Here is a 13089-nt window from a genome sequence, read left to right on the forward strand (position 1 = left end):
TTCGCGCGACGTTGCGCGTGCCGCCGGGCCGGGCGCTTGCCGCCATTGCGGGCCCCCTCTATGATGAGCCGCTTTTTACACGCCGCGCCGCCGTCGCCGCCGCGTGTGCTATAAAGCCGTCGTAAAAGGGACCCACGCCGGCGAACCCGGTCTACCAACACACACCTGTCATGTCCAAAGCTCTGATCATTGCGGAAAAGCCTTCTGTCGCGAACGACATCGCGCGCGCTTTGGGCGGCTTTACCAAGCATGACGAATACTTCGAAAGCGACGAATTCGTCCTTTCGTCCGCGGTCGGCCACCTGCTGGAAATCGCCGCCCCGGAAGAGTACGAGGTCAAGCGCGGCAAATGGAGCTTCGCTCATCTGCCCGTCATCCCCCCGCATTTCGACCTCAACCCGATTGCAAAAAGCGAATCGCGCCTGAAGGTCCTTACCAAGCTGATGAAGCGCAAGGACGTCGACCGCCTGATCAACGCATGTGACGCGGGGCGCGAGGGCGAACTGATTTTCCGCCTGATCGTGCAGCATGCGAAGGCGAAGCAGCCGGTCCAGCGCCTGTGGCTGCAGTCGATGACGCCGCAGGCGATTCGCGACGGTTTCGCGCACCTGCGCAGCGACACCGACATGCAACCGCTCGCCGACGCCGCACGCTGCCGCTCCGAAGCCGACTGGCTCGTCGGGATCAACGGCACCCGCGCGATGACCGCGTTCAACAGCAAGGGCGGCGGCTTCTTCCTGACGACCGTCGGCCGCGTTCAGACGCCAACGCTGTCGATCGTCGTCGAACGTGAAGAGAAAATCCGCCGCTTCGTCCCGCGGGACTACTGGGAAGTGAAGGCCGCGTTCGCCTGCGCGAACGGCTTCTACGAAGGCAAGTGGTACGACCCGAAATTCAAGCGGGACGAGTTCGATCCTGAAAGGCGCGACTCCCGCCTGTGGAGCCTGCCGGCCGCCGAAACCATCGTCGCCGCATGCCGCGACCAGGTCGGCACGGTATCCGAGGAATCGAAGCCGTCGACCCAGCTGTCGCCGCTGCTGTTCGATCTGACGAGCCTGCAGCGCGAGGCGAACAGCCGCTTCGGCTTCTCCGCGAAGAATACGCTCGGCCTCGCGCAGGCGCTGTATGAAAAGCACAAGGTGCTGACGTACCCGCGTACCGACGCGCGCGCGCTGCCGGAAGACTACATTTCGACGGTGCAGTCGACGCTCGAAATGCTCAAGGAGAGCCACAACTACCTGCCGCATGCGAAGCGGGTGCTGGACCAGGGCTGGGTGAAGCCGAACAAGCGGATCTTCGACAATTCGAAGATCAGCGACCACTTCGCCATCATCCCGACGCTGCAGGCGCCGAAGTCGCTGTCCGAGCCGGAGCAGAAGCTGTACGACATGGTCGTGAAGCGCTTCCTCGCGGTGTTCTTCCCGGCGGCCGAATTCCGTGTCACGACGCGGATCACCGAAGTCGCCGGTCATCACTTCAAGACCGAAGGCAAGGTGCTCGTCGAGCCGGGCTGGCTGCAGGTGTACGGCCGCGACGCCGAAGGCGCGGACGCGAACCTCGTGCCGGTGCAGAAGGACGAGAAGGTGAAGACGGACGAGATCGCCGCCGTGGCGCTCGTGACCAAGCCGCCCGCACGCTACTCCGAAGCGACGCTGTTGTCGGCAATGGAAGGCGCGGGCAAGCTCGTCGAGGACGACGAGCTGCGCGAGGCGATGGCCGCGAAGGGCCTCGGCACGCCGGCAACGCGCGCGGCGATCATCGAAGGCCTACTGGGCGAAAAATATCTCGTCCGTGAAGGCCGCGAGCTGATCCCGACCGCGAAGGCATTCCAGCTGATGACGCTGCTGCGCGGGCTCGGCGTGAAGGAGCTGACCGCGCCCGAGCTCACCGGCGAATGGGAATACAAGCTGTCGCAGATGGAGCGCGGCAACCTCGGCCGCGATGCGTTCATGCAGGAAATCGCCCGCATGACGCAGCAGATCGTCAAGCGCGCGAAGGAATACGATTCCGACACGATCCCCGGCGATTACGCGACGCTCCAGACGCCGTGCCCGAACTGCGGCGGCCAGGTGAAGGAAAACTACCGCCGCTTCGCGTGCACGAAGTGCGAGTTCTCGATCTCGAAGATTCCGGGCAGCCGGCAGTTCGAGATCGCGGAAGTCGAGGAACTGCTGCAGCAGAAGACCATCGGTCCGCTGTCCGGTTTCCGCAGCAAGATGGGCCGTCCGTTCTCGGCGATCCTGAAGCTCTCGTTCGACGACGAAACGAAGAACTACAAGCTCGAGTTCGACTTCGGCCAGGACCAGGGCGGCGAGGAAGGCGAGGCGCCCGACTTCTCCGAGCAGGAACCGGTCGGCGCGTGCCCGAAATGCAACGGCCGCGTGTTCGAGCACGGGATGAGCTATGTGTGCGAGCACTCGGTCGCGAATCCGAAGACCTGCGACTTCCGTTCGGGCAAGGTGATCCTGCAGCAGGAAATCACGCGCGACCAGATGGCCAAGCTGCTCGCCGACGGTCGCACGGATCTGATGCCGAACTTCAAGTCGTCGCGCACGGGCCGCAACTTCAAGGCGTTCCTCGTGAAGCAGCCGGACGGCAAGATCGGTTTCGAGTTCGAAAAGAAGGAGCCGAAGGCTGCCGCCGCGAAGAAGACGGCAAAATCGGCGACGAAGGATGCCGAAACCGTGACGGAAGGCGCCGACGAGAAACCGGCACCGGCCCGCAAGACCGCCGCCCGCAAGACGACGGCGCGCAAGACGGGCTCGTAACGACCCCACCGCCGGGGGGCTCCCCCCGGCGCATTGCACGCCGGTCAGCCGGTCAAACGGCGATAAAAAAACGCGGATCGATCGCTCGATCCGCGTTTTTTCTTTGGCGCCGGCCGCGTCGGTGCGCGGCCGCCGCGCCGTTACAGCGGCGACGGCACCGCGACGCGCGGGCGCGCCGAGCGCGCGACGCGCGGCTGCAGGTTCGGGTCGGTCGATTCGGGCTGCTCGGCACGCATCTCGACGCCGATCGGCGCCGGCATCGCACTCTGTGCGGCCCATTGTTCGCCAATCACCGCGTCGGTCGCGTGGCTGAAATATTCGACGAGGTGGTCGATGAACGTGCGCACCTTCGCGGGCAGATGGCGCCGGCTCGGGTATGCAATGTTGATCTCGACCTGCGGCAGCCGGAAATCCGGCAGCAACCGCACCAGCGCGCCGCGTGCGATGTCGCCGCCGATCAGGTAGCTCGGCAGGATCGCGACGCCCATCCCGAGCAGCGCGAACTGGCGCAGCATCGCGGTGTTGTTCGCGACGATCACGTTGGTCGGGCGCACGCGCACTTCGCCATCGGGCCCCGTGAACACACGCTCGTCGCCCCAGTATTCGGTCGGCAGGCTCAGCGCCGGGTGCTCGGCGAGTTGTTCCGGATGAGTCGGCACGCCATGCTTTTCCAGATAGCTCGGCGTCGCGCACACGGTCATGCAGCCCGTGGTCAGGCGCCGCGTGACGATGCTCGCGCTGCGCATCTGGCGCGTGACGACGATGCCGACGTCGAAACCTTCCTCGACGAGATCGACCTGGCGGTCGACCAGCGTCAGATCCGGCACGACTTTCGGGAAATTCTCCGTGTACGACTGCAGGACGGGGGCGAGGTTATGCAGGCCGAACACGACCGGCGCGACGATGCGCAACGTGCCGACCGGCTCGTGATTGCGCGCGACGACCATCTGTTCGACATCCTCGAGCTCATCGAGAATCTGGCGCGCCCGCTCCAGATAGACCTGGCCCGACTCCGTCAGCGAAAGGCTGCGGGTGGTGCGGTTCAGCAACCGTGTGCCGAGGCGGCCCTCCAGATCGGCGACGTGACGCGTCGCGACCGCGTTGGAGATATCCATAGCACTCGCGGCCCGCGCGAAACTGCCGAGATCCGCAACCTTGACGAACACGCGCATCGACTGCAAATGATCCATAAACGACTCCTGCCGCTGTTACAACTTCAAAAAGTTGAAGCCTATGCGTAATTCTCCTACGACAACGGAAATGATGCAGAGTTGCTCAACAAGGTGGCCGTTGACGATAAAAATAGTCAAAAATCCTCACTCATCGCGAACGGATGATCCAATTATTCTGATCGAAGCAACAATTGGGTGAACCTCGGCGGGTAAACGGTCGAATCAGAAAGGACGTATTTGGTGCGACACAACAGCGCACCCCGGCTCCTGACACGGGAGCGGCGCCGCATCAGGCGGGCGCGATTGCGGCGGAGCGTAACAACCTGTTAAAAAGACACCACGACGGACACCGACGTAGCATCATGTCGGCCCCGGCCGGGCGGGACGGGTGCGCCACACGTGCGCCGCCGCCACCGCCGCCGCTTTCAACGCGCGACTCCCGCTGATCATGAAAATTGCCATTCTCGACGACTACCAGGACGCCGTCCGCAAGCTGAACTGCTTCGAGATGCTCGCCGAGCACGACGTGAAGGTCTTCAACAACACGGTGCGCGGCCTGGGGCAGCTCGCGAGCCGTCTCGCGGAAGTCGAGGCGCTCGTGCTGATTCGCGAGCGCACGCCGATTTCGTCGCAACTGCTCGCCAAGCTGCCGAACCTGCGCATGATCAGCCAGACCGGCCGCATCTCGACCCACATCGACCTCGAAGCGTGTACCGACCGCGGCATCGCGGTGCTCGAAGGCACGGGTTCGCCAGTCGCGCCGGCCGAACTGACCTGGGCACTCGTGATGGCCGCCCAGCGCCGCATTCCGCAATACGTCGCAAACCTGAAGCAGGGTGCGTGGCAGCAGTCGGGCCTGAAGACGTCGGCCATGCCGCCGAACTTCGGCCTGGGCCAGGTGCTGCGCGGCCAGACGCTCGGCATCTGGGGCTACGGCAAGATCGGCCGGCTGGTCGCCGGCTATGGCAAGGCGTTCGGGATGAACGTGCTGATCTGGGGCCGCGAGCATTCACTCGAGGCCGCGCGCGCCGACGGCTACACGGCCGCCGAGAGCCGCGAAGCGCTGTTCGAGCAGAGCGACGTGCTGTCGCTGCACTTGCGCATGCACGACGACACGCGCGGGATCGTCAAGCAGGAAGACCTGATGCGGATGAAGCCGACGTCGCTGCTCGTCAACACGAGCCGCGCGGAGCTGCTCGAGGAAAACGCGCTCGTCAACGCGCTGTCGCACAACCGTCCGGGGATGGTCGCGATCGACGTGTTCGAAAGCGAGCCGATCCTGCAAGGCTACAGCCTGCTGCGGATGGAAAACGTGATCTGCACGCCGCACATCGGCTACGTCGAACGCGAAAGCTACGAGCTCTATTTCAGCGCGGCTTTCCGGAACATCCTCGCGTTCGACCAGGGCGACATGTCGAGCGTGGTCAACCCGGAAGCACTGACGCCGCGCCGCGTGCGCTGACCGGCGCGGGCCGCGCCCGCCGCGCGGCCCCGGTTCTCCCTTCCCGCCTTCAGGCGGCCACGCGGCCGCCTGTCATCGCGTCGACGCGCGTGAGGAAATGCTCGCCGTCGCGCCGCCCGAGGTCGTACGCATGCCGCATCTGCGACGGACTCGTGTAATCCCAGCTCGAAATCGGCACCTTGCTCGACGGTTGTACATAGAGCCGCCGCTGCTCGCCGTGCGCGACCGTAAACATCTGCGGGCGCGGATACAGCCGCGTGACGAGCACCAGCACGTCGCCCGGCGACGGGTCGAGCGCGCCGACCGGCACGTTGTCGACCATGCCGCCGTCGAGCACCGGCCGGCCGCCGCGCCGCAGCACCGGCGTGAACGGTGGCGTGCACGACGACTGCAGGATCAGGTCGGCGAGTTCGTCGACGCTCGTGCAGGCCTGCGCGCGCACGAATTCGGGCCGGAAGCCGAGCGTGCGCCCGAGCGTCGGGTGTAGCGTCTTGCGCACGTACTTTTCGATGTTGTACGCGACGAGGCCCGCGGCGACCGCGCTGCGCGCGCCGAGCCAGCGCGGCACGTGCGACACGCCGATGCGGATTTCCGGTGCGTCGGCGAGTTGCGCGAACGGCTCGCCGTAGATGTCGAGCAGCGCCTGGCGGTAGATCCGGTAATGCGGAAACACGGGCTCGCGCCCGAACAGGTTGCCCCAGTACGCGTTCTTGCGGTTGTGGCGCAGCGCGTCCTCGTAATAGCGCATCACCCACGCGGCGTCGCGCGTATACAACATGCAAGCGGTCGCCGCGCCGGCCGAAATGCCGGCGATCACGCGCGGGCGCAAGCCGAGCGCCGGCTGCGCGACGTCCCAGAAGCCGGCCTGCCACCAGCAGCGATTGCCACCTCCCGCGAAGACGATCTGGTCGAACATCGCGCCGCTCAGCTGACGAGCGCGTAGGTCGACGTCGCGTGAACGGCCATCTTGCCGTCCTCGTCGAACAGTTCGACTTCGCCGAATACCAGGTTGCGGCCCATCCGCAGCACGCGCGCGGTGACGAGCACGTCGCCCTTGCGCACCGGACGCATGAAGTTCGTGTTCAGCGATACGGTCGTCATCGGCCGGAATTCACCGAGCGAGACCGAGATCGCGACCACCATCGCGGTGTCGGCGGCGGCCGTGAACACCTGGCCGCAGATGATGCCGCCCGAATGACGGAATTCGCCGGAAAACGGCAGACGCATCGTCACGCTGTCGTCGCCGATCGATACGGGGACCAGACCGAGCGAGCGGACCCACGGGGCCAGCAGGCGATCCAGCAATTCGCGGACTGCGTTTTCGTCCATCTTCGAATGTCCAGAAAACGTTGCGCGACCGCCGCGCAACAGGTGTGGACGTCATCATACCGGGAGCGCGCCAACTGCGATCGCTCGCCGCCGCACGGACGGCCGCGGTCGAGGTGACGAAATATTTTCAGGAAATTCGCAGAAAGGTGTTGCAAAGACCGAAATACCCGTGCATAATCTTTCTTCTGTTGGGGGCGTTAGCTCAGTTGGTAGAGCAGCGGACTCTTAATCCGTAGGTCGAGTGTTCGAGTCACTCACGCCCCACCAGGAATTCCGAAGCCCGGTTAGCGAAAGCTAACCGGGCTTTTTCCATTTCCGGCGCCGCCCGGCTCTCCCGCAGCACGGCATGCGCATACATACATGCCCCGCTCCCGCGCTTTCCCGCTAGAATCATCCGACAAATATCACACAACCGGCCGGTGATCGCCGTATCGCCGCCGGCACTGAGAGAGCATGGGACGTCGAACATGGAATCATGTGAGCGAGACGCGACCATTCAGAGGCCATGGTCACGCCGATATCGGTGCGCACGTCGAGTCGCACCCTCCACCCGATCGCATCCGGATGCATCACACGACGCACGAAGCGAAGCCGGTCATGCTGCGTAAGGACGCACTCGTCGCGTTCGCGCTCGGCATTGCGCTGCTCGTGGCCGCGGCCGCGCTCGCCGTCACCGCGGGCGGTGCGGCCGGCCATCTGGTCCGCGCGCCGGGCACGGTCGTGCGCATCGTGCAGGACAGCGACGCGATGCGTGCATATCGCCCGATCGTCGCCTATCTCGCGAACGACGGCCGGCGCCGCGAAGTCGCCGGCAATACCGCGTCGATGGTGCCGGCTTACGACATCGGCGAAAGCGTCGACGTCCTGGTCGACCCCGACCATCCGAACCGTCCCGCGCTGATCGACGATTTCGCGCAACGCTGGTTTCCCGTCGCGGTGCCCGCCCTGCTCGCGCTCGCGTCGCTTGCGATCGGCAGCCTGTTGTACGTGAACGAGCGCCGCAGCCGGCAAGCCGACGCGTTTTCCGCACCGGCCGACCGCAAGACGATCCGGCGCCGCTGGAACATCGCGATCGTGCTGATCCCGATCGCGATCGGCACCGGTTTCCTGGCCGGCGCCGGCGCTGTCGGGCTGCGCCAGTGGCAGATCGACCGCCATTACGCGCGCTCGACCGGCCATGTCGTCGAGATCGCCGAAACGGCCCACTCGCCGCCCGCCCGCACGTCGCTCTACTCGGTGAGCATCGCGTTCAAGACCGACAGCGGCCGCCAGGTCACGTTCGCGCAAGGCTCGGCGTCATCGAATCCCGGGCTGTACGAAGGCGAGATCGTCGACGTGCTGTACGACCCCGTCACGCCCGAGCGCGCGCTCGTCGACCGGTTCTGGGACCGGTGGGCGCTCACGGCGATCCTGTTCGCGATCGGCGCGCCGTTCCTGGTGGCAGGGTTGTTCATTGCCGGCACCCTATGGCCCGATCATCGGCCGCACGAAATCCCCGAATGACGCACGGCGAACCGGGGCCGCGACGCCGCTGCCCCCGCCTCACCGCTCCCTGAACGCCTCCACCTTCGCGCGGTTCCCGCACGTACGCATGTCGCACCAGCGTCGCCCGACGCCGCGGCCGCGATCGACGAAGAACCACGTACAGCGGCCGCACTGCCGCACGCGCGCGAAATCGTCACCGCGCAGCAGATGCTCGAACCCGAGCGCGGCCGCGTCGATCCAGCGCGACGCGGCGCGCGCATCGGGGCGCCACGCGAAGCGGCCGTCGACGGCCTCGAACGTGCTGCGCCCGATCGCATCGCGAATCGCCACGGCGAGCCGGTCCGCCGCTCGCGCGCCGGGGCTGCCGCCGTCGCCGGCCGTCAGGTACGCGAGCGCCGCATACGCATCCTCCCGAAAGCCGTGCAGCGCAGCCAGCTCGTCGGCGCCGTCCTGCCGAGGATGACGCAGGAACCGCGTCAGGTCGGCCGCCGCCAGCAACCCGGATTTCGCCGCCCACGCACGGACGGCCGGCCAGTCGGCGAGCTTGTCCTCGTCGCGCGTCTTGCCCGTGTCGGCCACCGTATTCAGGAAGTCGAGCGCCGGATGGCCGCCGACGAAATCGGCCGCGCTCCATGCGTGCGCCTGTCGCGCAGGCTCGTATCGAGTAACCATTTATTTGCACCTATCGGTTTCATATCCGGACGAACCGGCGTAACCTGTTAACCACCAATATAGGTTAGCACGGAGGTACCGATGCTCGATCTCGCCAATCGCTTCAATTTCGAAGGTCACCGGATCGCCTGGGGCACGCTCGGCGAAGGGCAGCCGCTCGTGCTCGTGCACGGCACGCCGTTTTCATCGCAGGTGTGGCGCCGGATCGCGCCGTGGCTCGCGCGGCGCCATCGCGTGTTCTTCTACGACCTGCTCGGCTACGGCCAGTCGGACATGCCCGACGCGGACGTATCGCTCGGCCGGCAGAACGTGCTGTTCGGCGCGCTGCTCGACGAATGGAATATTTCGCGCCCGCGCGTGCTTGCGCACGACTACGGCGGCGCGACGGTGCTGCGCGCGCATTTCCTCGACGGCATCGCCTATTCGGACCTGACGCTCGTGAACCCGGTCGCGATCGCGCCGCAGGGCTCGCCGTTCGTGCGGCATGTCGCGCAGCACGAAGCAGCGTTCACCGGGTTGCCGGCCTATGCGCATCACGCGCTCGTGTCGGCCTATATCGGCCAAGCGGTCGCGCAGCCGTTGAGCGACGACGTGCTGTCGATCTACCGCGCGCCATGGCTCACGCCCGCCGGCCAGGCCGCGTTCTATCGGCAAATCGCGCAGATGCGCCAGCGCTACATCGAGGAAGCGGAGGCCCGCTACGCGCCGCCGGACTTTCCGGTGCGCATCGTCTGGGGCGAGGACGACCGGTGGATTCCGCTCGAACAGGGGCAGGCGCTGGCCGATCGCATCGCGAACGGCAAGCTGATCAGGGTGCCGCGCGCCGGTCACCTGGTCCAGGAAGATGCGCCGGAGGCGATCGTCGCCGCCGTGCTCGACCGGTAGGCGCACCGGCGCGGGTAGAACGTGCAGTGCCGCTTACCAGGGCAGCGAATAAGTCTTCGTATTCGTGAAGCTCTTCATCGCTTCCTGCACGCCCTCCTTGTAGCCGAGGCCCGAATCCTTCACGCCGCCGAACGGCGTCAGTTCGAGCCGGTAGCCCGGCACCTCGCGCACGTTCACGCTGCCGACCTCGAGCTCCGTGATGAAGCGCGTGATGCTGTCGAAGCGGTTCGTGCAGACCGATGACGACAACGCATAGTCGGTGCTGTTCGACATCCGGATCGCCTCGTCGATGTCGCGAAAGCGCATGATCGGCGACACGGGGCCGAACGTCTCGTACTTCACGAGCGGCATGTCGGGCGTCACGCGATCGACGACGGTCGGCGAGTACAGCGCACCATCGCGCACGTTGCCGACCAGCAGCCGCGCCCCGCGCGCAATCGCGTCGTTCACCTGCTGCTCGCAGAACTTCGCGGCCGCTTCGTCGATCACCGTGCCCATGTCGACCGACGGATCGGCCGGGTTCCCGTACGCCCATGCACGGGTTTTCTCGACGACCAGCTCGGTGAAGCGATCGGCCACCGCCTCGTGCACGAGCATCCGCTTGATCGCGGTGCAGCGCTGCCCCGAGTTCCTGTACGAACCCGACACGGCGAGCGTGCTCGCCTCGTCGAGATCGGCGTCTTCCATCACAATGATCGGATCGTTGCCGCCCAGCTCGAGCACCGCGCGCCGGTAGCCCATCCGCGACGCGATCGACTTGCCGATCGACACGCCGCCGGTAAACGTGATCAGGTCGATCGCCGGGTTCGTGATCAGCTCGTCCGCGATGTCCTGCGGGTCGCCGGTCACCACCTGCAGCATCTGCGGCGGCAGGCCGGCTTCATACAGGATGTCCGCGAACAGGTAGCACGACAGCGGCACCTTCTCCGACGGCTTCACGACGATCCGGTTGTTGGTCGCGACCGACGGCACGACCTTGTGCGCGACCTGGTTCATCGGATGGTTGAACGGCGTGATCGCGGAAATCACGCCGAGCAGCGGCTCGCGCTGCGTGTACACGCGGCGCTTCTTGCCGTGCGGCGTCAGATCGCACGAGAAGATCTGTCCGTCGTCCTTCAGCACTTCACCCGCGCCGAACGTGAGCACGTCGGCGACACGCCCGGCTTCATACGTCGAATCCTTGAGACACAACCCGGCCTCGGCCGTGATCAGCGCCGCGATCTCGGCGGTGCGCGCACGCACGATGTCGGCCGCGCGGCGCAGGATCGCCGCGCGCTCGTGGCGCGTGAGCGACGGCCGGTAGGCACGCGCGACCGCAAACGCGCGTCGCACGTCGTCGAGCGTCGCCTTCGGCACGGTGCCGACGAGCGCGCCGTCGTACGGGTTGCGCACCTCGATCACCGCGTCGCGATGGATTCTTTCACCATCGATTCGCAGTGCTTCACGATGAAACCCGCAGGCGTCCGTCGATGCTGCAATGGCGTTCATGAATATCTCCCGGCGGATGCGTCCGCGTCACTGCAGATGGTTGAGCGCGATGTCGATGATGTCGAAGTTGCGCAGCCGCGCGCGGCTCGTGACGTCAGTCGCGACCGGCTTGCTGAAGATCAGCGGCACGATCTGCTCGGAGATCCCGCCGTGCGAGCGCAGCGGCACGTCGAGCCCCGACAGGTCGTGCTTGATGCGACGCGTGCCGAGCACGACGTCCTGCTTAGAGATCACGATCAGGTCGCCCATCCGGTCGGGCGGCAACTCGAAGCGCGCGCAGCCTTCGGCGCCCGTCAGCACGACCTCGATGCCGTCCACCGCGGCGAGCCGCGCGCGCAGCGCGTCGACGTCGGCGGAAGCCGGCACGTAGACGGTCGCGAACGAGCCGAGCGCACCGTGATGCACGACGTACGGGTCGGTGATCGGCAGGATCACGCGCGCCACGTCGTGCCCGAGCCATTCGTCGAACAGCTCCTGCAGGTAGATCACGTTCGGCTCGCCGGTCTCGCCGTCGTGCTTCGCGTTCATCCCGTGATCGGCCGTGATCGCGACGATCGCGCCGAGCTCGTCGAGCCGCTTCAGATACGTGTCCATCATCTGGTAGAACGCGTTCGCGCCGTCGGTGCCGGGCGCGCACTTGTGCTGCACGTAGTCGGTCGTCGACAGGTACATCAGGTCGATCGGCCGCGTCTCGAGCAGGCGCACGCCGGCCGCGAACACGAATTCGGACAGGTCGGCGCTGTACACGCTCGGCACCGGCTTGCCGACCAACTCGAGCACGTTGTCGATGCCGTTTTCCGAGAGGCTCGCCTCGTCGGCCTTCTCCGACGAGAAGCAGATGCCCTTGAGCCCCTTGCCGAGCAGGCGGCGCAGCTTGTCCTTCGCGGTGACGACCGCGACGCGCGCGCCCCGCTCGGCGAAGGTGGCGAGCACGGTGGGCGCGACGAGGTACTTCGGATCGTTCATCAGCACCTCGGCGCCGGTGTCGCGATCGTAGAAGTAGTTGCCGCTTATCCCGTGGATCGCCGGCGGCACGCCGGTAACAATCGACAGGTTGTTCGGGTTCGTGAAGCTCGGCACCACGCACTCGCCCTTGAGCGCCGTGCCCGGCTTCAGCAGCGTGCGCAGGAACGGCGCGACGCCGGCCTCGGCCGCCATCTCGAGATATTCATAGGCGCAGCCGTCGACGCAGACCACCACCACCGGGCGGCTCATCCAGTTGTAGCGGCGGCCGTTCACTTCCACGGATACAGGCGTTTCAGTCATGACGTTCATTCCTTTCGGTTCGAAGAGGGTTGAGTCGTCGGCGCCCGCGCCGCGCCGATGGGGGTGTTTTCCATGCTTGACATTAAAATTGATGATTTGTAGATTGTCAACAATAGGCAGAGAACAGAAAGCAGGAAGTGGAAGCATGCGGATCGGTGCGACCAGCGGATGTACATGCAGCGCACGACGCAATGGCGCTTCACGGCGCCAACGCACGTGGTCGCGGCGCTCGACGCGGCTGTCGCGCAATACGTCGACGAAGGTGGGCTCGCCGCGCGGGGCGGACGGTTTTATCAAGAGGTCAAAAAGCGCGGCTACATTCTGTATCCGGGCAAGCTGACCGAAGTCGAGACGTTCCGCGTCGGCTGCATCGGCCACTTCCCCGAAGCCGGCATTCCGGGCGCGGTCGCCGCGATCGCCGACACGCTGAAGGCGATGGGCGTGCGCCGCGTGTCCGCCGATGCGTCGGCCTGACGCGACGCACCCGGCCGCATCGCGGCGCGCGCCTCATCGCCGCGCGCCGTCGTGCGGCGGTTTCGCTTTCGTTTTCCCGCCGTGCGCG

At 66.0% G+C, this 13089-nt stretch carries 10 protein-coding genes, 1 tRNA gene and 1 pseudogene; 6 read left to right on the forward strand and 6 right to left on the reverse strand.

Features of this window, described 5'->3' with window-relative positions; translation table 11 throughout:
* Positions 1 to 170: 170 nt before the first annotated feature.
* On the forward strand, positions 171 to 2768 hold the full coding sequence (locus tag BAMB_RS16065) for a DNA topoisomerase III (RefSeq protein WP_011658238.1): 2598 nt from the start codon (positions 171 to 173) through the stop codon (positions 2766 to 2768).
* A 140-nt stretch (positions 2769 to 2908) separates the two neighbouring features.
* On the opposite strand, the gene BAMB_RS16070 is transcribed toward BAMB_RS16065, so the two are convergent.
* Positions 2909 to 3958: a LysR family transcriptional regulator gene (locus tag BAMB_RS16070; protein WP_011658239.1), complete on the reverse strand. Its 1050-nt coding sequence runs from the start codon at positions 3956 to 3958 to the stop codon at positions 2909 to 2911.
* 430 nt (positions 3959 to 4388) lie between these two features.
* On the opposite strand from BAMB_RS16070, the gene BAMB_RS16075 reads away from it, so the two are divergent.
* A complete protein-coding gene (locus BAMB_RS16075; protein WP_011658240.1) occupies positions 4389 to 5402 on the forward strand; it encodes a D-2-hydroxyacid dehydrogenase family protein in 1014 nt (337 codons plus the stop codon).
* Between the two features lie 49 nt (positions 5403 to 5451).
* Here the strand turns inward: BAMB_RS16075 and BAMB_RS16080 are convergent, their stop codons facing one another.
* A complete protein-coding gene (locus tag BAMB_RS16080) occupies positions 5452 to 6318 on the reverse strand; it encodes a patatin-like phospholipase family protein (protein ID WP_011658241.1) in 867 nt (288 codons plus the stop codon).
* Between the two features lie 8 nt (positions 6319 to 6326).
* Positions 6327 to 6731 (reverse strand): PaaI family thioesterase, encoded by a 405-nt coding sequence (locus tag BAMB_RS16085; protein ID WP_011658242.1) that lies wholly within the window; start codon positions 6729 to 6731, stop codon positions 6327 to 6329.
* Between the two features lie 191 nt (positions 6732 to 6922).
* On the opposite strand from BAMB_RS16085, the gene BAMB_RS16090 reads away from it, so the two are divergent.
* Both BAMB_RS16090 and BAMB_RS16095 read left to right on the forward strand, forming a co-directional pair.
* Positions 6923 to 6998: transfer RNA gene (locus BAMB_RS16090), tRNA-Lys, on the forward strand.
* Between the two features lie 186 nt (positions 6999 to 7184).
* The gene (locus BAMB_RS16095) at positions 7185 to 8234 is read left to right on the forward strand and encodes a DUF3592 domain-containing protein (RefSeq protein ID WP_011658243.1); all 1050 of its coding nucleotides are present in this window, start codon (positions 7185 to 7187) and stop codon (positions 8232 to 8234) included.
* A gap of 39 nt (positions 8235 to 8273) precedes the next feature.
* Here the strand turns inward: BAMB_RS16095 and BAMB_RS16100 are convergent, their stop codons facing one another.
* Positions 8274 to 8888: a CGNR zinc finger domain-containing protein gene (locus BAMB_RS16100; protein WP_011658244.1), complete on the reverse strand. Its 615-nt coding sequence runs from the start codon at positions 8886 to 8888 to the stop codon at positions 8274 to 8276.
* Between the two features lie 81 nt (positions 8889 to 8969).
* On the opposite strand from BAMB_RS16100, the gene BAMB_RS16105 reads away from it, so the two are divergent.
* Positions 8970 to 9773 (forward strand): alpha/beta fold hydrolase, encoded by an 804-nt coding sequence (locus BAMB_RS16105; RefSeq protein WP_011658245.1) that lies wholly within the window; start codon positions 8970 to 8972, stop codon positions 9771 to 9773.
* 33 nt (positions 9774 to 9806) lie between these two features.
* Here BAMB_RS16105 and phnY read toward each other — a convergent pair whose 3' ends face one another.
* Entirely contained in the window at positions 9807 to 11261 is a 1455-nt protein-coding gene (gene phnY, locus BAMB_RS16110) for a phosphonoacetaldehyde dehydrogenase (protein ID WP_011658246.1), read from the reverse strand.
* A 27-nt stretch (positions 11262 to 11288) separates the two neighbouring features.
* A complete protein-coding gene (gene phnA, locus BAMB_RS16115; RefSeq protein ID WP_011658247.1) occupies positions 11289 to 12527 on the reverse strand; it encodes a phosphonoacetate hydrolase in 1239 nt (412 codons plus the stop codon).
* A 150-nt stretch (positions 12528 to 12677) separates the two neighbouring features.
* Here phnA and BAMB_RS16120 point away from each other — a divergent pair.
* Positions 12678 to 13001: pseudogene (locus tag BAMB_RS16120) on the forward strand (2-aminoethylphosphonate--pyruvate transaminase); the annotation flags it as partial.
* Positions 13002 to 13089 lie beyond the last annotated feature (88 nt).

The sequence above is a fragment of the Burkholderia ambifaria AMMD genome, assembly GCF_000203915.1.
GTDB lineage: Bacteria > Pseudomonadota > Gammaproteobacteria > Burkholderiales > Burkholderiaceae > Burkholderia > Burkholderia ambifaria.

Bases quoted from the DNA above. Each gene is read 5' to 3' on its own strand.
- BAMB_RS16080 (WP_011658241.1), bottom strand. From the start codon at position 6,318: ATGTTCGACCAGATCGTCTTCGCGGGAGGTGGCAATCGCTGCTGGTGG.
- BAMB_RS16070 (WP_011658239.1), bottom strand. From the start codon at position 3,958: ATGGATCATTTGCAGTCGATGCGCGTGTTCGTCAAGGTTGCGGATCTC.
- BAMB_RS16065 (WP_011658238.1), top strand. From the start codon at position 171: ATGTCCAAAGCTCTGATCATTGCGGAAAAGCCTTCTGTCGCGAACGAC.
- BAMB_RS16085 (WP_011658242.1), bottom strand. From the start codon at position 6,731: ATGGACGAAAACGCAGTCCGCGAATTGCTGGATCGCCTGCTGGCCCCG.
- BAMB_RS16105 (WP_011658245.1), top strand. From the start codon at position 8,970: ATGCTCGATCTCGCCAATCGCTTCAATTTCGAAGGTCACCGGATCGCC.
- phnA (WP_011658247.1), bottom strand. From the start codon at position 12,527: ATGACTGAAACGCCTGTATCCGTGGAAGTGAACGGCCGCCGCTACAAC.
- BAMB_RS16075 (WP_011658240.1), top strand. From the start codon at position 4,389: ATGAAAATTGCCATTCTCGACGACTACCAGGACGCCGTCCGCAAGCTG.
- phnY (WP_011658246.1), bottom strand. From the start codon at position 11,261: ATGAACGCCATTGCAGCATCGACGGACGCCTGCGGGTTTCATCGTGAA.
- BAMB_RS16100 (WP_011658244.1), bottom strand. From the start codon at position 8,888: ATGGTTACTCGATACGAGCCTGCGCGACAGGCGCACGCATGGAGCGCG.
- BAMB_RS16095 (WP_011658243.1), top strand. From the start codon at position 7,185: ATGGGACGTCGAACATGGAATCATGTGAGCGAGACGCGACCATTCAGA.